This window comes from Lentzea tibetensis (assembly GCF_007845675.1).
GTDB lineage: Bacteria > Actinomycetota > Actinomycetes > Mycobacteriales > Pseudonocardiaceae > Lentzea > Lentzea tibetensis.
On record NZ_VOBR01000026.1, the window covers coordinates 61,119 to 80,668 of the forward strand.

Consider the following 19,550-nt stretch of genomic DNA (forward strand, 5'->3'; position numbering starts at 1 on the left):
CGCCGCGCACCGTCGCGCGGCCTGTTCGTGCTGTCCGCACATCGTCTTGTTGGGGGATCACTTCCGTGGCACGTGACCACGCCCGCTTCTACTTGAGCATCTGGTCCGATGAGGACTTCATCGCGCTGTCCGCGCTCGCCAAGATCGTGTACGTCCAGCTCTGCACTCAGCAGAAGCTGACCTACGCCGGAGTGCTGGACGTCTCGGTGAAGCGCTGGACTCGGGCGCACCCAGACCAGAACATCGACGCCGTCCGGGCCGCGCTCGCCGAGCTCGACGCCGCCCGCTTCGTCGTGATCGACCACGACACCGAAGAGCTGCTGGTCCGCTCGTTCATCCGGCGCGATGGGCTCTACAAGCAGCCCAACGTGTTGCGCGCCGCGCTGCGGTGCGCGTTCGAGCTCGAATCGCCGCTGCTGCGCAAGGCGTTGGCGGTCGAGCTGCGCCGCCTGCCCACCGAGATCACCGGCCCCGCCCCGGCCGTCGCCGCGACCGAGCTGGAGGCCGGGGCGCGGGAGCTGCCCGCGTCGGTGAAGGCCGCGATGACGATCCGTGGCACCGGCCGCCCCGCGCCCGCCGAGCAGGCCCCGGTGCCGCCCGCGCCCGCCACCACGACGGACGTGCAGGACGGGGGTCCGCCGAGCCCTTCCGCGAAGGCCCTGGGAGAAGGGAGTGGGGAGTTGGAGACTGGAGTAGTCCCTCCTGCGTTGGAAGAAACTCAAGTGGGTGTCCCCGCGCCTACGCCCGCGCACACGGGCGCCCGCCCGCGTACACGCGAGGCAGCCCCGGCCAGCCCGGCTGCTTTCGCCGGCGTGGACGACGAGCTCGAGCACGGCTCAGTCCGGCAGATGCGTCGAGCCGAGGCCGACAGGCTGGTCACCGCGTACTGCCCACAGCAGCCGGGCCGGGTCCTCGACCGGCTTCGCGGCGAGGTGATCGGCCTGCTGCGTGACGAGATCACCCCCGAGGTCATCGCGGCAGGGCTGCGGCAGTGGTCGGCCAAGACCCTGCCGGTGACGTTCCTGCCCGAGCTGGTCGGCGAGCTCATGCGCGCCGAGTCCGTGCCGGGCACGCCGCAGGATCGGCAGCGGGACCTGGCGGTGGTGCGCAACTTCGAGGCGATGCGCGCCGACGCCCTGGCTGAGGACGACACCACGCCGATCGGGCGGGCCGTGCGCGCCGAGCTGCCCGCGCACACCGACGCCGCGACGCTGCAAGCGATCCTCGACCGCGCGCTGGCCGAGACCATCGCCGCCTCCGGGCTGGAGGTCGCGGCATGAGCCCGCAGCCGCCGCTGACCCGCAGCGAGGTCCGCGGACTGCTGGCGCACTACCGCCTCGCTGGCGGGGACCAGGTCCCCGACGGCATGGTCACCGCCTGGCTGCGGGACCTGCGCGGCTACAGCGCCGGGGAATGCCACGCCGCGCTGTCCTCGTTGCCGCCCAACAGGGTCACCCGCACCACGGCCGTCGAGATCACCCGCCTGGTCGACCACGCCCGCTCGCACCCCGCAACCACCGGCACGCCCAGCTCCGCCCGCCCACCCGCGCCGCGCGACCAGGCCGCCGAGCAGGCCGCCGGAGCCGCTGCAGGAGCGCGCGGCATCCGCGATGTCTACGAGGCGATGGGCTGGACCTGGAACCCCGAGCACGTGCTCGCCCGCTCGGTGCGCTGCCCGTTCTGCCGCGCGCTGGCCGGTCAGGTCTGCGGCCCGCTGACCCGCAACCGCAACGGGAAGCGGGAGCTGCGCGACCCGATCACCCGGATGCACCCGTCCCGGCTGGAAGCCGCTCGCGCCAAGCAGAAGCAGGCCGCCGAGGACCACACCACTCGCGGCCCGGCCGCGTCCGCCGCCGTCCCGCAAGGAGCCCACGCATGATCGAGAACCCGCGTCCGGACCAGTCGGTCTCCGACCACGCCCGCCTGATGCTCGAAGTCGCCATCGACCAGCTCGTCCAGCCCGGCCACGTGCACGTCGAGCGCCAGGCCCCGGACGGCACCGCCCGCAACGAACTGGCCGAGGTGCTGCCGCTGCTCGACCAGGTCGCCGAGGCCGTGCACCCCGGCAGTGAACGCACCGGGAAGTCCGTGCACGGCTCACGCCCTCCGGCGTCGCTGGCGCCCCTCGCGCTGGTCTCCGAGATCCGCGGCGTGGTGCGGCAGGCGTGCCGTGGGCACGACCACGACCAGCCCGGCGAGCTGCGCGAACGGCTGGCGTTGTGGGCCAGACACGCCGAGCAGTGGCAGCTCACCGCCTTCGACTACCTCGCCTGGGCCGCCGACCGGGCCACCGAGTGGGTACGCGAAGCGAGGCTGCTGCTCGACCCGCCGCCGCGTTTCCCATTGCACGGCAAGGCTTGCCCGATGTGCCGGGCCACCGCCGTGCAGGTCTGGTCCGACGACGAGAACGACTACCTGCGCCGCCCCGCCCTCTCGATCGACCCCGAACGCGTCGAAGCGGTCTGCGCCGCCTGCGACGCACGCTGGGGCATGGACGTGTGGGGGCAGCTCGCCGCCGCGATCGATCAGCAACACCGCGAAACCCTCACTGTGACCGAGATCACGGCCAGTGCGGGCGAAAAGAGTTGACCTTCAGTCGCTTTAGCAGGCACTATGACAGGGCTGGGTACACGTATGCCCAGACCCCCCAACCTCTCGACGAAGCCCGCCACACCTCTCCCCGGTGTGGCGGGCTTCGTCGTTTCTGCGGGGTCCCAGAACACGAAGGCCGCGCCACCCGCCACCTGGCACGGTCTTCGTCCCCGCGGGCGGCGGCACACCGCAGCACGGCGCCCCACTGCCGAGCGCGACGCCGCCGCCCGCGACTCCACATCAGAACGGTGGCTCGACCTCCTTCGGCCCGCGCTTGCGCACAGCCTCGGCCGGGACGAAGTGGCGCACCGGTTCGGACCTGAGGCCCACGATGGGGACGGCATAGGTCACCAACCCGACCCACGCCCCGTTCCCGAACCGCACCCACTTGGACAGCTCGCCGATCACCAACCCGTCGGGCTTCATCGCCCGCTCCCGAACCCGCGCAGGCGGCAACGGTGACGGCGACACGCCAGGCACGTGCTTGTAGACCAGCGCGAGGTCGACCCACACCGGCTGAGGTTGCTCCAGCTCGCGCAGCAGCGGCGACGGCGGATCGTCCACGTGACCGAACATGTGTTCGATCCTGCGTCCGCAGGCCGCCGCCGCGCAACCTCCACCACAGAGCCGGTCACCGCCGTGACGCCCTGTCCGCTGCACGCTTGCCCGGCCTCGCCGTGCCATGCGCAAGGCCGCCGCCTGCCGAACCGCTCGAACAAGCCCGCGGGAGCGGCCAGCCCGCACCAGCCCAGTTCGCCGGCCTCGACCGAAGCACCTTCGCAGCCTGCGCCCACCCCTTTCCCTTTCGCTGAAATACATTCCAGAAAGGCGCGCTTGAATTACAAAAAGGCCGGACATTCAGCTTGCAAATGACCGGTGACATTGGGATGATTGAGGGGAATCAGAAAGCCACCTGGGGTGCTGATAACACTCCAGGGGCAGGCTGAAAGGACCCGAGTGTTCTCCTTTGGCAAAGACAAGTCACTGCCCCCTGAAGGTGTGCAGATTGGTTCCCGTTTCTGGGAGACCCGGCATATCTCACCAGGGCCGAAACTGGCCGCTCATCTCATCCCTGAGATCAAAGAAGAGCTGATGGTGGATGTTGCCGTCACCACCTACAGGGGCGCTGGTGGCAGGTGGTGGCTGGAGTTCGATGTCCGGTGCCCCGAGCTGCTTGTGACCAGCGGTTACGACGGTGCTGAGGTGGATCTTCAGCTCGACGTGGAGGATTTCGTCAACAGCTTCAACTGGATGGTTGATGACTCAGGGGGCTACTTCTACACCCACATCACCACTCGCCAGCCTTGGGAAAGCGAGCGCTGGAACTTCAAGTGGGGCACTGTGGAAGACCGAAGCAAGCTCTCGTGGAGGATTCCCAATCGAGTGGCCAGGCTTCGCAACATGGTTCTTCGCAGCAGGCCTGCCAAGTGGTTTGTGATGCTGTGATCTGCTGACCGGGGTTTCAGGGGCCGACTCCTGAAACCCCGGCACCCGTTCATTTCCCTGGCCATGCCGGGGTGTCTCCCCTTTTGCTTCCGGGCTTTTGGCTACCCGAAGACGAGGGTGCCTCGGCGGCTGCTGATAACAGCCCCGAGGCGTGGCCGGTGCCCGTCGGAGCGGACCCGTTAGACGGACTCCGAGAGGAACCGAACGTGACCAATGCTAGCCCACCCGATGAGAAGCCGATGAGTCCCGAGGAGGCGTTCGGGCAGTACCTGGAGGCGATGTCGCTGCGCGACCGCACTCGCGCGGAGAAGCTGGACAGCCTCTACCGCAGGCTGGCCGCCAACGTCGACGTGATGCGCCTGCTGCACTTCGTACACCTCAACCTCGGGCCGATCGTGCTCCGTGACCACGTCAACCCGGAGGCACACCTGGAGGCCCGCGCCCGTGGCTGGATCGAAGGTTCCGCTCCCCGGCTCACGCAGGACGGCCTGAACGCCTGGCTCGACTGGGTCGAGGAGATCACCCCGCACACCCGCCTTGCCCCGTTCCAGGAGCTGTGGAGGGTGGCGACGGGATGGTGAGGAAGCAAGGGGCGCGCGCCAACGCGCGCCCCGCGCCATGTGCCCGATGCGGAAAGACCGTCCCCGCAGGCGAAGGGATCGTGTCGTTCGGCCGGGACGGAGCGACCGTCAAACATCCGCGTCCACAGTGGATCGGCTCGCTGATCAGTGGCAGCTGGGCGGGTGGCTGCCCAACCGATCAGGTCGCCGTCGCAGACCCCATGGCCGAGCTGCTGGGCGAGCTGCTGCGCAACAGCCAGCTGCACCGCGTGTTGTGGGTCGTGGCCTCCGGCCGCAACCGGTACGACGACCTGATCCTGTTCTGCGACGCCAACGCCGTCGAGCAGGCCATCACCAGCGCGCTGATCGTCGAACCGCTCGACGACGACCTGCTCCCGCCCTACCACCTCACCGACGCAGGACGGAACCTGATCACCAGGTGGCGCAGAGAAGTCCAAGCGCGCCTTGACACAGAGGGCTTCCGGGCCGTCTGGGAGGCGGTGACAGCAGGATGACCAACGTCCCAAGGCCCGTGGCGGCCGAGGAACCTTGCCCGCTGAGCGGACGCCGTCAGGCCGCTGCGGCACTCAGCAACTCGCTCGCGCAGTTCGCCGAACTGGTCGAGCTGTACGAGGCCAAACCGGAGAAGCACGCGGCCACGCGGGTCCGACTGTTCGGCCTGCTCAGCGTCGGCAGCCGCGTGTACCGGGTGCTGTGGCTGGTCGCGACCGGGATCAACCGGCCGTTCCTGCTGGAGTGGCACGCCGAGCCCTGCGCGCTGGAACTGGCGATCGACGCCAGGCTGGTGGCCGCGCCGCTGTCCGAGGAATTTCCCTACCTGATCACCGACGCGGGCCGTCACACCATCAACTGGTGGTACCAGCTGATCAGCCCACGCCGCGAGCACCGCGACTTCAAACCGTTCTGGGAGGCGGTCACCCTGCGGTGACCCTGCCGCTCGGCGGCGCGCGTCGCCGCCGAGCGGTCCCACAGCTCTTGTTGCTGCCACACAAGGGGAATCGCTCATGCGACCAGGCGAGAACGAGCAGGACCGCGAACCGCGGGGCCACAACAGCGGCTCGATTCCCTCCGACACCGCGCGATCCGCGCCGACACCCGAGGAGGCGCGCGAGCTGCTGTACCGGCGGTACTTCGGGACGGGCGCGCTGCATCGGTGGCGCGAGCCGGGCACTGAACAGGGCCGCGCCCGGATGGACGCGGACGTGCTGCGCCTGCTGGAGATGACCTCCGCGGACCTCTACTGCGACGGCGACGCGGTCGCGGCGCTGCTGGAGATCGGCGACTTCCAGGAGTGGACCTGATCAGCACAGGGTCGCTCGACGGCCTGCGGGGCGATCGGGCAAGATGCTGCACGTCCTGTGGTTTTGGTTGACGCTAGATCACGTCGGACGGAAAAGGCTCGCAGCTTCACGCCGCGAGCCTTTTTCCATTTCACGCATGATCGCTTTCAATCGGCAAAACCGCACGTTAACCCATGCGGAGTCACTTTCGCAGAATTCTTTGAATCCGGTTTGACAAGATTACCGACACCGGTAATGTCTGTGGTGTCAACCAAAACCGCAAACACCGCACAGGGGCTACCCGTGCCGTGTACCGGACAAAGGATTCACACAATGGCTCATGAACTTGAGCAGCACAGTGATGGCCGCACCGCTTTTGTGGCCGGTAGGAACATAGCCGCTTGGCACCGACTGGGGACCGTGAAGCCCGGAAAGCTCACCGTGGATGAGGTGATGACCGATGGCCTGCTGGGTGGCTGGGATGTCCGCACCGAGCCCCTGCTGGCCAGCATTCCGGGCAAGCGTTGCATCGAGTGCGCCGCGAGCCTCAACACCCAACACGAGGACGTGTGCGGCACCGGGGATGAGGCCGAGGCCGAGGCCCGCCAGGAGGCCGGGGCGGAGGACTTCGACGCGGACAACCAGGGCCGCAACCCGTACCGCCTGGTGGTGCCGGATGATGCCGCCTTCCCCATGCCGATTCCGGGGCACTTCACCACCATCCGCAACCACCCGATCACCGGTGATCCGGAACCGCTGGGAGTGGTGCAGGGTGGCTACAAGCCGATCCAGAACGAGGAACTGGCGGAAATACTCTCCGCCATTGTGGATGAGACCGGGGCAGTGTTTGACACCGCCGGTTCTCTCCGGGGTGGCCGTGAGGTGTTCATGTCCCTCCAGTTGCCCGAAGGTATCCAGGTGGGTGGGTGTGATGCCCACAATCTGAACCTGGTGGGTCTCAACTCCCATGATGGTTCCAGGGCACTAGAAGGATTGATCACCTTTGTCCGGGTGGTATGTGCCAACACTCAGCACATGGCCCGACAGAACTTCACCACCCGGTTCAGCATCCGCCATGTGTCCGGGGCCAAAAACCGCATTGCCGAGGCCCGTGCACAACTGAAGCTCACCTTCAAGGCCTCTGAAGAGTTCCAGAAGGAAGCCGAAAAGCTCATCCGGGAAAAACTGACCGTGGATGAGTTCCAAAAGGTCTGTGAGGAGATCTGGCCCCGTACCGGGGACATGGGGACCGCCGCCCTGCATGAGCACCACCGCCGGGGGACTCACCTGGTGAAGCTGTTCAAGGAGGCCGATACCCAGGAGAACATCCGGGGTACCCGGTGGGCCGGTGTCCAGGCGATCGGTGAGTACGTGGACCACTTCATCCCGGTCCGCACCAAGAAGGATGAGGCTGTGGCCCGTGCCGACCGTGCCCTGTTTGGCAAGGGCTCCCAGATCAAGGCCAAGGCCTTCCAGCTCTTGCAGGTGGGGTGACCGATGGACCCGAACACCACCTTGCAGACCATCCGTGAGCTTCTGGAGTCCGTAGAGGCCGAGCTGCCCGTGGAAGGTGAAGACCTGGCAACCGAAGTGAGCAACCTCGTGGAGTGGCTGGACAAGGGTGGATTCCCGCCCGCCTGCTGGCAGAGGTGACCAGCCCGAAACCCCGTTTCACCGGTACCCCGGCACACACCCCCGTGTGCCGGGGTGCTGGCTGTTGCACCTGGAGGCCAGCGTGCCGACTCGTGCCGAACGCCCCTGCACCACCCCCGGTTGCCCCGAGCTCACCCGCCGGGGCGGCCGGTGCGACAGGTGTCGCAGCCGTACCGACCTCAGCCGGGGCACGGTCACTGAACGGGGTTACACCGGCCTGCACCGGTCCCGCTTCCGTGCGGGCGTGCTGGCCGCGCACCCGGTGTGCCGCTGTGCCCTCACCGTGTGCCCGCACCACCATGCCGGGCCGTGCCCCCGCCGGTCCGTGGTGGCCGATCACTGGCCACTCACCCGCAGACAGCTTGTGGCACAAGGGAAAGACCCCGATAACCCGAGCCATGGCCGGGGCCTGTGCCCCTCCTGCCATGGCCGCAACACCGCCACTGATCCCCGGACAAGGGGAGGATGGAACACCCCGTGAGAGCCGTTCTCAGAGCCGGGCCGGTGCCGCAGGCACCGACCGGCCGCAGGCCACGGCCGCCGACCGCGCCCGTCCCGCGCCGCCCAGGGGAGGGCCCCCTCCGGCCGCGCCGGGCGAACCCGCCACTGAGGGCCAGATGTCTGGGGTCAGGTTTCCGAAACCGCGTCCCGCACGTCGGGCTCGGCGCGCTTGCGCTCGATCGCCTTGGCCGCTCCGACATCGCTCATGTACGCGTGCGCGCCGATCTGCCGCGCCGAGACGCCGAGGCTCTTTGCCTTGAGCATCAAGGCTTCCTTGCGTTCCCGCCATGCGGCTTCCTGGCCCGCGGCTTCGGTCAGCTCGGTGAGCACCTGGGCGCGTGCACGGTCGGCCTGCTCGATCACGTCCCCCATGATCGGATGCTAACTCAGTTCGCATCCACGAACCCTGTTTGCGCGCGGGTGGTGGTCGCGTGACCTACCGCCCGACCGAGCTGGTGACGATCGAGGGCCGCCCGTCGTCGCTGGAGCTGCTGGACGAGCTGGCCGCCGAGGGCAAGCCGGTGCTGCTGGCGTTCTCGCGCGGCAAGGACTCCATTGCCTGCTGGCTCGCCATGCTGGACGCGGGGCTCGAGGTCGTGCCGTACTTCCTCTACCACGTGCCCGGCATGTCCTTCGTGGATGAGTCGCTGGCCTACTTCGAGGACTTCTTCGGCACGACGATCCACCGCTACCCGCACCCGGCGATGTTCCGGTGGCTCAACACCTTCACTCTCCAGGCTCCGCACCGGCTCGCGGTGATCGAGGCCGCGGATCTGCCGATGCCGTCCTACGAGGACGTGGCCGACCTGGTCCGCGAGGACCTGGGGCTGCCGGGTGCGTGGAACGCGCACGGTGTGCGCGCGGCCGACTCCCCGAACCGGCGGATGGCGATGACCACCCACGGCCCGCGCCGCGAGGAGATCCGTAAGGTCGCGGTCGTGTGGGACTGGAGAGTCCGGCACGTGCGCGAGGTCATCGCGCACCACGGCGTGACGCTGCCCGTCGACTACGAGTTGTTCGGCCGCTCCTGGGACGGGCTGGACCTGCGGTTCACCGAACCGCTGCGCAAGCGGTTCCCCGCCGACTACGAGCTGATCCGGCAGTGGTTCCCGCTGGTCGAACTGGAGGAGCTGCGTGCCCGCTACACCCGATGAGCCGGAGGACCTGCTCACGCGACTCCAGGGGATGGCACCGCCGGCCAGTTCGTCCGGACCGGCGGACCTGCTCGCCGCCCTGAACTCAGGCCCCACGCCGAAGCGCAAGGCCGCCGACGACGAGGAGGAGCTGGACGAGACGGTGACCGGGTTCCGGGCCAGGGCCAAGCGTGAGCAGGAGCGCTACCTGGCCGCGACCGATTCCGAGTACTGGTGCGCCCCGTGCTTCTGGACTGCGCAAGCGCACGCGGCGTTCGTCGCCGCCCTGCCAGTGCCCGCGGTCGACAGCCGGTGGATCGACGGCCTGGAGCTCGCCGCCGCGCTGGACATCCCCGTCGACCCCGAGCAAGCCGAACCTGAAGAGCCGGAAGAGGTCGATGTGCTGGCGGCGCTGCAAGCCCTCGCACCCACCTCGTCCGGGATGTCGTCCGAGGATCTGCTGGCCCAGCTGCAGGCCGACGCGCTGCCCGACCCGCTCGCCGGGATCGAGTACACCGGGAACCTCGCAGTCGACTCGCTCGCCGAGCTGACCACGCTGGCCGCCGCACTGCGGGCTGCCGACGAGCGGTGCGAGCGTGGCCGGTTGGTCACCGACTCCCCGTTCTGGGTGGTGCTGTGGTTCCCGCTGCGAGCGCACAAGGACGCCTTCCTGAAGGCGATCAACATGCTGGCGTTCGGGGACAAGTACATCGACGGCCACCGCCTGGCCGACGTGCTGGACATCGAGCTGCCTGCAGCACCTCCCGCCGACACCGAGGGGAGGTGAACCCCACTGCGCCGAGCATTCCAACGAGGCGTCGCGGCCATCCGCCGCCGCTTCAGTCGCAACGCCAACAGCGGCTCCAACACCGGCGGCAGCCCACCCGCCAGCTGACCTGATCCCAAGGTCGGGGGTGATCGCTGATGGGTAAGCGCGGACCTGCACCGAAACCCACTTCGCTCCGCATCCTCCACGGTGACCGCCCCGACCGGATCAACGCAGGCGAGCCGGTTCCGCCGACCGGAACCATCGAGCCCCCGGACTGGTTGTCCGACGACGCCCGCGCCGTGTGGGACCGGCTCGCCCCCGGCCTGATCGCCCGCAAGGTCCTCACCGTCTGGGACGCCGACGCCTTCGTCGTGCTCTGCCAGGCACTCGCGCGGTACAAGCAGGCGACTGCCCTGCTCAACGGCTCCCACCTGCTGGTGCAGGGCGCGGGCGGGCTGGTGAAGAACCCGGTCCTCGGCATCCAGGCCGAGGCCGAACGCACGTTCCTCACCTACGCCGCACGCTTCGGCATGACCCCGTCCGACCGCCAGTCGGTCAAGGCCGAGGTGGTCGCCGATGACAAGGGCGGCGCGGACAGGCTCCTCTCGTAAGAAGCCCGACACCCGCCCACCCGTGTGCGGCCGGACCTTCGATGGACGCCGCTGCCGCAAGCGCGGCACCCACTTCTGCACCCCGCGCGCCGACCACGCGCAGGCCTTCGCCGAAGAGATCTGCGTCCACACCAAGGACCGATGGGCGCGACGGCCGTTCATCCTCGCGCCGTGGCAGCGCGACGACATCGTCCGTCCACTGTTCGGCGAGGTCCGCTGGGACGACGAAGCCGAGTGCTACGTGCGCCGGTTCCGCATCGCGTGGATCGAGATCGCCCGCAAGAACGGCAAGTCCGAGCTGCTGGCGTTCGTCGCGCTCTACATGCTCGTCGGCGACTGCGTCGAGTCCGCCGAGATCTACGGCTGTGCCCGCGACACCGACCAGGCGAAGCTGGTGTTCAACGTCGCCGCCCGCATGGTCGCGTTGTCCCCGGTGTTGTCGCGGCGGCTGCGCGTGGTCGAGCACAGCGCCCGGATCATCGACGAGAAGACCAACGGCGTCTACGTCGTCGTGCCCGCCGACGCGCTCGGCAACCTCGGCTCCAACCCGTCTTGCGTGATCTTCGACGAGGTCCTGACCCAGCCCAACGGGGACTTCTGGACCACGATGCGCACCGGCATGGGCACCCGCCTTGAGCCGATGCTGATCGCCGCGACCACCGCGGGCAACGACCCCACCTCGTTCGCCAAGGCCGAGCACGACGAGTGCGTGAAGATCGCCGACGACCCGGCACGCGCACCGCACCGGTTCGTGTACTTGCGCAACCTGCCCGAGGACGCCGACCCGTGGGACGAGGCCAACTGGCACTTCTCCAACCCCGCGCTCGGCGACTTCCTCTCGCTCGCAGCGCTGCGGGAGGAAGCGCTCGAAGCCCGCAACGACCCGGCCCGCGAGAACGCGTTCCGCCAGTACCGGCTCAACCAGTGGGTCTCGCAGTCCTCGCGGTGGATGCCGATGCACCTCTACACCGCGTGCACCGGCACCGACACCACCCCTGCGGACCGCCTGCGCGAGCTCCATGCCGGTCGAACGGCATGGGGCGGTCTCGATCTCGCGTCCAAAATGGACATGACCGCCTGGTGCCTGATCATCCCCAACGGCATCGACGGCCACCCCTCCGCACTGTGGCGGTTCTGGCTGCCCGAGACTGCCGTCGGGTTCCTGGACGAACGCACCGAAGGACGGTTCGGCCGCTGGGCCGAACAGGGCTGGATCACGGTCACAGATGGCGAGGTCATCGACTACGACGTGATCGAGGACGACATCACGGCCGACACCGGCCTGATCCGCGTTGCGGACATCTCCTACGACGAGTGGTCAGGAGAGCCAGTCCGGCAGCGGCTCGAACGCCGCACCGGTGTGCCGATGTATCCGGTCGCACAGACCTACAAGGGCATGACCCACGGCATGACCGAACTCATGACCCTCACCCGATCACGCGGCTGGTCCCACCACGGCAACCCCGTCGCCGAGTTCTGCTTCGACGCCGTCGAAGTCCGCCACCCACCCGGCGAACCCGACCTCATCCGGCCAGACAAACCCGAACGCGGCAAGACCGGCACACGCATCGACGCCGTCCCCACTGCCGCGATGGCCGTAGGAGGCTGGAAGCTCCGCGGCGCGAAGGTCAAGAAGCCAAACCGGATGGTCGTGCTCGGCTAAGTGGCCTAAAGGCTAACCAAGCACCGACATATTGAGCTGATCAGCTCAATATGTCCGCGCGGAACTCCGCCAATACTTGCGGAACCAACTCGCGGGCTGATCTTCATGCAAGTAGTCCTGACCGCCTGCGCCTGCTCCTTCGAGATGTCTTCGACCTGCGAGGCGATCTGATCATGTACTTCGCCAACCTTCTTGTAAAGCTCGCTCACCGCAGCCAATGCACGGCCGACACCAGCCAACTCGATCTTGGCTAGCGTTTCGTCAAACTTATTCCTGGTGACCAATCAGTTCGAGCTTCTTGCCCCTGCCTGGCGGTACCCCCTTCGAGACACGCTGATCAAAACCTCGTCGAGTGAAGGCCATCGCATCAGTCACGGCCGAAACCGGCGCAGGTGGCCCCTAACAACGGCCGAGGCAGCGCGCTTGCCCCGGACCGTCAGATCCACCATCAGTCGTTGATCCAGTTCCACACAGCGCCGACGATCTCGCGTATGAGTGCTGCAAGGAACAGTCGGCCCAGCCAATGGTGCGGTGGGCTCCTATCATCGGCAGGCCGCGAGCCAGGCTCGCTTCCCTTGGTCGGCCGTTGCCACCAACTTCTGATCACGTTTTCACCTCCCTCCGGGCCTCGAAAATTAGGAGCTTCTTCAAGTTCACGGTCCCACCCCGTCCACCTTCCGCACCTGAAACGGACAATGCATGACCGTTGTACAACACTCCGTCAAGCGGTGGAAGATTTGTACCGGACATGAGGGAGCAGTCACCACCGCCTGACGCAGTGTGACGAGATAGGCCGTTCATATCGACGTGCCTGACGGAAATGAGCGACTACTGCTACGCGGTTAGGACTTGCTCGTCTAGGGGGGTGGGTTGAACTGATCACCTCGAAGTTCGAGCTATCTCCCGCGCAATGGGTGACCCGGTTAGCGCGGTTGCACAACGCGCAGCTGCCGGAGCTGGAGTTGCTGGACGCCTACTACGAGGGCGAGCAGCCGCTGTCCTATATGCATCCGGAGTTGTTGCGGCGCATGGACTCCCGGCTTCGGTCGGTGGTCGTCAACTGGCCGCAGCTCGTCGTGGACAGCCTGGACGAACGCCTGGATGTGACCGGGTTCCGGCTTGGCGGCGAGGCGGCTGCGGACCGGGAGCTGTGGCATGTCTGGCAGGCGAACCGCCTCGATCTACACTCCGAGCAGGCGCACATCGACGCGCTCGCGCTCGGCCGCGCCTACGCCATCGTCGGCACGAACGAGGACCGGCCGTCCACGCCGCTGGTGACAGTGGAGTCCCCGCTGGACGTCCACGTCGACCTGGACCCACGGACCCGCAAGGTCCGAGCGGCGCTGAAGCGGCAGTATGAAGACGACGGCCACGGCTACACCGAGGCCTATGCCACGCTCTACCTGCCCAACGAGACCGTCTGGTACTCCTCCGACAACGGCGGCGGCACATGGACCGAACTCGACCGCGACGAGCACGGTATGGGCGACGTGCCCGTGGTGCCGCTGGTCAACCGGCCGCGTATCCGACGCCGCCGCACCGCGCCCCCGCGCCTCGGGCGTTCCGAGCTGGTCAGCGTGCTCCCGCTGTCCGACGCCGCGTGCAAGATCGCGACGGACATGATGATCAGCGCGGAGTACCACGCGATGCCGCGCCGGTACGCGCTCGGCTTCGACCGCGACGACTTCGTGGACGCCAACGGCCGACCGCTCACCCCGTGGGAGTCCGTGGCCGGAGTCCTGTGGGCGTCACCCAAGTCCCCCAAGGAAGACGGCGTCGCAGTCGGTCAGTTCCCCGAGGCGAACCTCTCGAACTTCCACGACACCCTTAACGCCCTGGCCCGGCTCGTCGCCAGCTTGTCGGGCCTGCCGCCGCACTTCCTCGGTTACGCCACAGAGAACCCCGCCAGCGCGGACGGCATCCGCAGCTCCGAGTCCCGCCACATCAAGCGCGCCGAACGCCGACAGCGCAGCTTCGGCGACGGCTGGGAACAGGTCATGCGCGCCGTACTGATGGTGCGCGACGGCCGTGTCCCGAACGAGGCCCTGCGGATGGAGTCGCAGTGGGCCGACGCCGCCACGCCGACATTCGCCGCCCAGGCCGACGCCACGGTGAAGCTGTACTCGGCGGACCGGCTGCTGCCGCGCCGCTTCGCCCGCCGCGCCCTCGGCTACTCCGACACCGACATCCGCGACATGGAAGCCGAGGACAACGAGGCGTATTCCCGCATCGCGGGCGGCGATCAGGCCGCCGAGTTCGGCCCCAAGTCCATTCCCCAGCCTGGTCGACCGGAGCCCACAATGCCTTCGCCGCGTCATCCTGCCGCGCAGTTCGGCGGCAGCGTACTGCCGCCGCCTGCGGTGCAGTTCCAGGAACCGGTCTCCGCCAGGCGTCAGTGGTGGCCATAGCTGATCAGCATGGGCAGGGCATCGTTGGCACCTGTGTGCTACCTACCCACCTCGTCCTCACGTGCCTGAGCCTCGATCAAACGAAGTCGCGCCTCCATGCCCACGGCTTGGGGAAGGGCTTCGGAGATCCATCGGGTGATCTGGATCTGGGTACCGATGATCCCACTCGCCGTGTCGATCAGTTGGTCCAATGTGATCGGCTCAAGCGACAGGTCCTTGGTGCCGCGCTTGCTGCGCATCAACTCCGACTGGCCGTCGAGTCCACCGACCCATATGTCATGGACGAAGCGGTTGCGTCGCTCAGATCGTTGGTGAAGTTCGTTAAGCAGGCTCAGGATTCTGATCTTGCTCTCCGGCGTGAGGTCCAGTCGGACATTGATCAGTGCTCGACAATCTTTGATCAACTGACTCGTCATCTGCCCGGCAGCGATGACTACGGCGTAGGGGCTGCCGACCAGGGCGCAGTACAGCATTCGAAGCGTGTGGTCAGCTGCCGAGGCCGCCCGCACGACGGCGCCCAGGCCGATCAACATGCGTGCGTCTTCGTCGAGATCAGGTCCGTTCAGTTGGATTCCCATCGGGACCAGAGGCGGCCAGTACGGCCGTTCGTCAGGCATGTCGTCCAGTTTCGTTGAGGCCCAGACCAACCGGGCATGACACACCGGTCAACTAGGCCCGCCCTGTGCCTCAAGGGGGTGTCGATCTGACAACGGCCTCCGCTACCAGTGGCCGTCGTGTAGGAGCTGCTGGCCTCGCATACACGAGCTTCGACGCCGCGTACTACGTTGCGCAGCAGCGCATCGTGCGCGCCGCCGTCGACCAGGCCCAGGCCGCATGGCAGCAGCTCGGCAACGGCGACCTGTTCGCCGTGTGGACCGGTGAGGTCCGGCCGCAGGTCGTGGCGACGATCGACCAGGCCCAGGCCGAGACGGCGGCGTTAGCGCCGCTGTACGTCGCGGCCGTGCTCGCCACCGCGGGCTCGATCTCCGCGCCCGTCGCCGCGCTGGTGACGGTCGCGTTCGCCGGAGTTGCTGCGAACGGACTGCCGCTCGGGCTGGTGGTGGACTTCGCGTTCCGTCGCTACCAGCAGGCACTCGCCGCCGGGATGCCGCCGAGTGAGGCCCGCGCGATCGGGCTTGCCCGTCTGCTGACTTACGTCAGCACGGAGACCGCCGACGCCGGCCGTCTCGCCCATGCCGCCGCAGCACTCGCCGAGCCGGAGATCGCCGGGTACGAGCGGATCGTGGCGTTACCCGCGTGCGGGCGCTGCATCCTGCTGGCCGGGCGGCTCTACCTCTACAGCACCGGGTTTCTGCGGCATCCGCGCTGCGACTGCCAGATAAAGCCCGTCACCTGGAAGCAGTGGCGCGACGACCGCCCCCGCAACCACCCGCGTGCACTGTTCGACGCGATGACCCCAGCCCAGCAGAACAAGGCCTTCGGCGTTGGTGACGCCGAGGCGATCCGAGCCGGGGCGGACATCTCCCGCGTGGTCAACGCCCGCCGCAATGCGGTCTACGTCGCCGGGAGTCACGAATACACCCGCGAGGCCACCACCGTGCGCGGCATCGGCCACCAGCTCGGCGAACTCGGCAAGCAACCCGGCCGCCGCTACCAGTCCGCGCGCACGCCGCGCCCCACCGCCGCGCAGCTGGTGAACACCGCACGCGACCGCGACGAGCTGATCACCCAGCTCCGTCGATTCGGCTATCTCAAAGGCTGAACGCGTTCGTCAGGCTAGTGACTCGCGACTCACGGAGAAGCGTGGGTCGCGAGTCGCTCAGGGCTTTTTGAAGACGCGGATCGACTCGTTCAATGTCAACCATCGCACTTTTTTCGATCTGGCGATCTCGCCCTACATCCAGTTCCGAGGTTGTTTCGAAGCCGGTCCTATCCGAACGTATAGAATCCGAAGATTTTTTTTCGATGGATGCGGGAATGCTCAGTAGTCCCGCCGCGCCTGCTGCAGCAACCGTGACTAACAGCCAAGTAGCCAACCAGGGAGTAACGCCACCGTTCGCGCCAGCCACCACCTGGGCGCCAGCGGAGGAGGCAAGCAGCACCGCCACGCCAAGCGTGCGCATCGGTGGCTTCCTCATGCCGCGATCTTCTCACGTATTCCCGAAAGCCATACCACCCGAAAGGGGGTTTCGTCCTGCCCGAAAACCTGACCACCACGTCTACCAGCGGCGACGCCAACTTGTCCTCGACCGACGAATTAACCGTCGCATCCCCGACCACGGAGCTGGTCGAACAGACCGCCGACTCACCCTCCACCCTGGATTACAAGGCGCTCTACGAGCAGTCGCAGCAGAAGCTGACCAGGGCAGTTAACACCGCACGCGAGCACCGCGAGAAGGCCAAGCGGCTGGACGAGATCGAGGCCGCGCAGCAGACCGAGGCCGAGCGCGCCACCGCCCGCGCGACCGCTGCCGAACAGCAGCTCGTCGGGCTGCGCCGCACTGCCGTGGACGCAGAGATCCGCGCCGCCGCAACCGGCTGGGCCGACCCGACCGACGCCCCGCTCTACCTCGATGACCGGGACCGCTACATCGGCGAAGGCGGCGTGATCGACACCGCCACCATCGCCGCCGACCTCACCGCAGTCCTCACGCAGCGCCCACACCTCGCGAGAGCAGACGGGCCACGCCGCCCGGCGCCGGACCCCTCGCAAGGCCAGCGGCCGAACGGACCGTCCGGCATCACCGAGCAGATCCGCGAGGCCGAAGCCCGCGGCGACTGGGCCACGGCCATCAGCTTGAAGAACCAGCGACTCTCCGAGCAGGCACGTGAGCAGCCCTGACCGCCACTTCACTTGACACGTAAGGAGATTCTTTGCCTGGTGTAGCCGCTATCGCGAACACCTACAACAGCCCGAACTTCGTCGGCGAGCTCTTCGCCCTCACCCCGACCGACACACCGTTCCTGTCCGCCATCGGCGGTTTGACCGGTGGCAAGCGCGCGAACGGGATCGTGCACACGTGGTCGGTGTACGACCTGCGCCCGCCGGACCCGAACCGACAGCGCCTCGAAGGCGCGGACGCCCCCAGCGCGGAGACCCGTGTCCGGGGCCAGGACCGCAACGTCCTGGAGATCCACCAGGAAACCGTCGGCATCACCTACACCCGCCAAGCCACCCAGCAGATGTTCGCCGCCACCGGCTCCGCACACCCCAACGCACAAGCCCTCGGCGGCGCGACGAACGCCGTGGCGAACGAGATGGACTGGCAGACCCGCCAGGCACTCACCCAGATCGCCCGTGACGTCGAGCTCACGTTCCTCGTCGGCAAGTTCCAGGAACCGAGCACCGAGTCCACGGTGCGCAAGACGCGCGGCATCCTGGAGGCGACCAAGACCAACGTCATCACCAACGCCACCGCGAAGCCGCTCACCGAGGCGATGGTGCTCGATCTCCTCCAGAAGGTGTGGGAGTCCGGCGGCATCCAGGTCTCCGAGACCGCCACGCTGATGTGCGGCGCGGCTCAGAAGCGGGCGCTCACCAACGAGTTCGTGACCAAGAAGAACTACCGCGAGGAGACCCGCAACGTCGGCGGCGTCGCCGTCACCACCATCGAGACCGACTTCGGCCGCCTGTCGATCATGCTCAACCGGTACATGCCCGCCGACACCGTCCAGGTCGTCAGCCTCGACCAGTGCGCCCCAGTGCTGCTGGAGACGCCGGGTAAAGGCTTCCTGTTCTCGGAACCGTTGGCGCGCACCGGTTCCACGGACAAGGCGCAGATCTACGGCGAAATCTCGCTGGAGTACGGGCCGGAGATCGCCCACGGCAAGGTGACCGGCCTGACCACCACCGCACCGGCCGGAGGTGGCGCGTGAAGTTCGTCAGCACGATCTACAAGCAGCTCGTCGTCCACGACCTCGGCGTCACGTTCATCGACGGCGAGACCGAGGTAGTTGACAAAGCCACGGCCGAGGCGTTGCGCGGCCTGCCCGCCGAACTCGGCGTGCGCGCCGCAGGCGGGCGACCGCCGAAGGACACCGCGCAGACCTAGCGGTTTCGCGCGGGACATGCCAGACCAGCCCACGAAACAATGTGACCAAGAACACATAGCTAAATTCGGACAAATAGAAAGCGCAGGTCATCGCTATAAACGCTACGGCAAACGAGTGAATGTTGTAACGGGAGGGCTAGGCCACTTCAGTGAACATCTAGATGTTTGAGTCAGATAGCTGCTAGCGTTCGCCTTTGATTGGGCGACTTGTATCTACAAGACTGCGCGCGTGCTCTCAATCGTCGCCGGCGTCTGCGCCATCGTTATGGCAGTCCTGATCGGACTCTGCCCACTGCTCATGATCGTTCTTCGGGGTATTGATGGCGCGAAAGACCGGCAGCTCGTAATCCACGCGCTGTGCGAGCTGGTCGTGGGCGCGCTGACGGCCGTGGTGCAGCTTCCGGGCAAGCTCGCGCAGTCCTTTCTGGATGTCGTGCTTTCGGCGAGAGGCGCGGGCAACCCGGCTCCCCCGCCCGTCGAACCGAGCCCGGCCCCGCCAGTGATATCACCTGCACCGGCACTCGGAAACGAACAGACACCTCCCGCCGAACCACGTCCTTAGTAAATGACGTACCCCTGTCCGCTTCGGACCGCGAGCACGCCCGGTAAGCGGAACTCCGAGCCATAATCCGGCCAGATCGAGCACTGGCTCGGCTTACCTACCTTCGGCGATCTCTACCCGAGGCGGGCTTTTCCATACATCACGGCGCATCACTGGGCCGACACAGCGATCGGTGTCCCAGACTGAGCCAAGTAGTGCGCGTGGTCGAGGTCGCGGGGGGGGTTAGCGTGTCAACCCCTGTCCCGCTAGCGACTGCTGACGATGTCCAGGCTCGTACTGAGCAGCAGTTCACGCCGGCCGACCGCGCCCGCGTCACGATCCTGTGCGCGGATGCCTCG

24 protein-coding genes are annotated in these 19,550 nt (G+C 67.3%); 20 read left to right on the forward strand and 4 right to left on the reverse strand.

Going from position 1 to position 19,550, the window contains the following annotated elements; genetic code table 11:
* Nucleotides 1-65: 65 nt before the first annotated feature.
* The 3 genes from FKR81_RS32365 to FKR81_RS32375 are packed head-to-tail and all read left to right on the forward strand — an operon-like array spanning nt 66 to nt 2,589.
* Nucleotides 66-1,280 carry a hypothetical protein gene (locus FKR81_RS32365; protein ID WP_146357840.1) on the forward strand — a complete coding sequence of 405 codons (1,215 nt, stop codon included), beginning with the start codon at nt 66-68 and terminating at the stop codon, nt 1,278-1,280.
* Nucleotides 1,277-1,879, forward strand: coding sequence for a zinc finger domain-containing protein (locus FKR81_RS32370; protein ID WP_146357842.1), 603 nt, complete (start codon nt 1,277-1,279; stop codon nt 1,877-1,879). The genes FKR81_RS32365 and FKR81_RS32370 overlap by 4 nt, the downstream gene beginning before the upstream one ends.
* Nucleotides 1,876-2,589 (forward strand): DUF7341 domain-containing protein, encoded by a 714-nt coding sequence (locus tag FKR81_RS32375; RefSeq protein WP_146357844.1) that lies wholly within the window; start codon nt 1,876-1,878, stop codon nt 2,587-2,589. Before FKR81_RS32370 ends, FKR81_RS32375 begins: the two co-directional genes overlap by 4 nt.
* Before the next feature lie 243 nt (nt 2,590-2,832).
* On the opposite strand, the gene FKR81_RS32380 is transcribed toward FKR81_RS32375, so the two are convergent.
* The gene (locus FKR81_RS32380) at nt 2,833-3,168 is read right to left on the reverse strand and encodes a hypothetical protein (protein WP_146357846.1); all 336 of its coding nucleotides are present in this window, start codon (nt 3,166-3,168) and stop codon (nt 2,833-2,835) included.
* A 315-nt stretch (nt 3,169-3,483) separates the two neighbouring features.
* On the opposite strand from FKR81_RS32380, the gene FKR81_RS32385 reads away from it, so the two are divergent.
* The 7 genes from FKR81_RS32385 (at nt 3,484) to FKR81_RS43895 (ending at nt 7,552) form a co-directional block, all read left to right on the forward strand.
* Nucleotides 3,484-4,038 carry a hypothetical protein gene (locus FKR81_RS32385; RefSeq protein WP_146357848.1) on the forward strand — a complete coding sequence of 185 codons (555 nt, stop codon included), beginning with the start codon at nt 3,484-3,486 and terminating at the stop codon, nt 4,036-4,038.
* A gap of 239 nt (nt 4,039-4,277) precedes the next feature.
* Entirely contained in the window at nt 4,278-4,619 is a 342-nt protein-coding gene (locus FKR81_RS32390) for a hypothetical protein (RefSeq protein ID WP_146357850.1), read from the forward strand.
* Nucleotides 4,620-4,819: 200 nt separating this feature from the next.
* The gene (locus FKR81_RS32395) at nt 4,820-5,113 is read left to right on the forward strand and encodes a hypothetical protein (protein WP_146357852.1); all 294 of its coding nucleotides are present in this window, start codon (nt 4,820-4,822) and stop codon (nt 5,111-5,113) included.
* On the forward strand, nt 5,110-5,547 hold the full coding sequence (locus tag FKR81_RS32400) for a hypothetical protein (protein ID WP_146357854.1): 438 nt from the start codon (nt 5,110-5,112) through the stop codon (nt 5,545-5,547). Before FKR81_RS32395 ends, FKR81_RS32400 begins: the two co-directional genes overlap by 4 nt.
* 76 nt (nt 5,548-5,623) lie before the next feature.
* On the forward strand, nt 5,624-5,920 hold the full coding sequence (locus FKR81_RS32405) for a hypothetical protein (protein WP_146357857.1): 297 nt from the start codon (nt 5,624-5,626) through the stop codon (nt 5,918-5,920).
* 312 nt (nt 5,921-6,232) lie between these two features.
* On the forward strand, nt 6,233-7,393 hold the full coding sequence (locus tag FKR81_RS32410; RefSeq protein WP_268891591.1) for a DUF932 domain-containing protein: 1,161 nt from the start codon (nt 6,233-6,235) through the stop codon (nt 7,391-7,393).
* 3 nt (nt 7,394-7,396) lie between these two features.
* Nucleotides 7,397-7,552, forward strand: coding sequence for a hypothetical protein (locus FKR81_RS43895; RefSeq protein WP_186763302.1), 156 nt, complete (start codon nt 7,397-7,399; stop codon nt 7,550-7,552).
* Nucleotides 7,553-8,179: 627 nt separating this feature from the next.
* Here the strand turns inward: FKR81_RS43895 and FKR81_RS32420 are convergent.
* Nucleotides 8,180-8,425: a hypothetical protein gene (locus FKR81_RS32420; protein WP_146357861.1), complete on the reverse strand. Its 246-nt coding sequence runs from the start codon at nt 8,423-8,425 to the stop codon at nt 8,180-8,182.
* 59 nt (nt 8,426-8,484) lie between these two features.
* Between FKR81_RS32420 and FKR81_RS32425 the strand changes: the two genes are divergently transcribed.
* The 5 genes from FKR81_RS32425 to FKR81_RS32445 all read left to right on the forward strand — a co-directional run bounded on the left by FKR81_RS32425 (nt 8,485) and on the right by FKR81_RS32445 (nt 14,637).
* Nucleotides 8,485-9,207: an adenine nucleotide alpha hydrolase family protein gene (locus tag FKR81_RS32425; RefSeq protein WP_146357862.1), complete on the forward strand. Its 723-nt coding sequence runs from the start codon at nt 8,485-8,487 to the stop codon at nt 9,205-9,207.
* Nucleotides 9,188-9,973, forward strand: a complete 786-nt coding sequence (locus tag FKR81_RS32430; protein ID WP_146357863.1) for a hypothetical protein — start codon at nt 9,188-9,190, stop codon at nt 9,971-9,973. Before FKR81_RS32425 ends, FKR81_RS32430 begins: the two co-directional genes overlap by 20 nt.
* Nucleotides 9,974-10,110: 137 nt before the next feature.
* Nucleotides 10,111-10,566: a phage terminase small subunit P27 family gene (locus FKR81_RS32435; protein WP_146357864.1), complete on the forward strand. Its 456-nt coding sequence runs from the start codon at nt 10,111-10,113 to the stop codon at nt 10,564-10,566.
* A complete protein-coding gene (locus FKR81_RS32440) occupies nt 10,532-12,229 on the forward strand; it encodes a terminase large subunit (protein ID WP_235921883.1) in 1,698 nt (565 codons plus the stop codon). The genes FKR81_RS32435 and FKR81_RS32440 overlap by 35 nt, the downstream gene beginning before the upstream one ends.
* A 914-nt stretch (nt 12,230-13,143) precedes the next feature.
* Nucleotides 13,144-14,637 carry a phage portal protein gene (locus tag FKR81_RS32445; RefSeq protein WP_146357866.1) on the forward strand — a complete coding sequence of 498 codons (1,494 nt, stop codon included), beginning with the start codon at nt 13,144-13,146 and terminating at the stop codon, nt 14,635-14,637.
* Between the two features lie 38 nt (nt 14,638-14,675).
* Here the strand turns inward: FKR81_RS32445 and FKR81_RS32450 are convergent, their stop codons facing one another.
* A complete protein-coding gene (locus FKR81_RS32450) occupies nt 14,676-15,254 on the reverse strand; it encodes a hypothetical protein (RefSeq protein ID WP_146357886.1) in 579 nt (192 codons plus the stop codon).
* A 65-nt stretch (nt 15,255-15,319) separates the two neighbouring features.
* Here FKR81_RS32450 and FKR81_RS32455 point away from each other — a divergent pair, with 65 nt between their 5' ends.
* Nucleotides 15,320-16,360, forward strand: a complete 1,041-nt coding sequence (locus tag FKR81_RS32455) for a VG15 protein (RefSeq protein ID WP_456319423.1) — start codon at nt 15,320-15,322, stop codon at nt 16,358-16,360.
* Here FKR81_RS32455 and FKR81_RS32460 read toward each other — a convergent pair.
* Nucleotides 16,350-16,736, reverse strand: a complete 387-nt coding sequence (locus FKR81_RS32460; protein WP_146357890.1) for a hypothetical protein — start codon at nt 16,734-16,736, stop codon at nt 16,350-16,352. The genes FKR81_RS32455 and FKR81_RS32460 overlap by 11 nt on opposite strands.
* Nucleotides 16,737-16,837: 101 nt before the next feature.
* Between FKR81_RS32460 and FKR81_RS32465 the strand changes: the two genes are divergently transcribed.
* The 4 genes from FKR81_RS32465 (at nt 16,838) to FKR81_RS32480 (ending at nt 19,212) form a co-directional block, all read left to right on the forward strand.
* Nucleotides 16,838-17,440: a hypothetical protein gene (locus FKR81_RS32465; RefSeq protein ID WP_146357892.1), complete on the forward strand. Its 603-nt coding sequence runs from the start codon at nt 16,838-16,840 to the stop codon at nt 17,438-17,440.
* Nucleotides 17,441-17,472: 32 nt separating this feature from the next.
* Nucleotides 17,473-18,474: an SU10 major capsid protein gene (locus FKR81_RS32470; protein ID WP_146357894.1), complete on the forward strand. Its 1,002-nt coding sequence runs from the start codon at nt 17,473-17,475 to the stop codon at nt 18,472-18,474.
* On the forward strand, nt 18,471-18,650 hold the full coding sequence (locus FKR81_RS32475; protein WP_146357896.1) for a hypothetical protein: 180 nt from the start codon (nt 18,471-18,473) through the stop codon (nt 18,648-18,650). Before FKR81_RS32470 ends, FKR81_RS32475 begins: the two co-directional genes overlap by 4 nt.
* A gap of 229 nt (nt 18,651-18,879) precedes the next feature.
* Nucleotides 18,880-19,212: a hypothetical protein gene (locus FKR81_RS32480; protein WP_146357898.1), complete on the forward strand. Its 333-nt coding sequence runs from the start codon at nt 18,880-18,882 to the stop codon at nt 19,210-19,212.
* Nucleotides 19,213-19,550 lie beyond the last annotated feature (338 nt).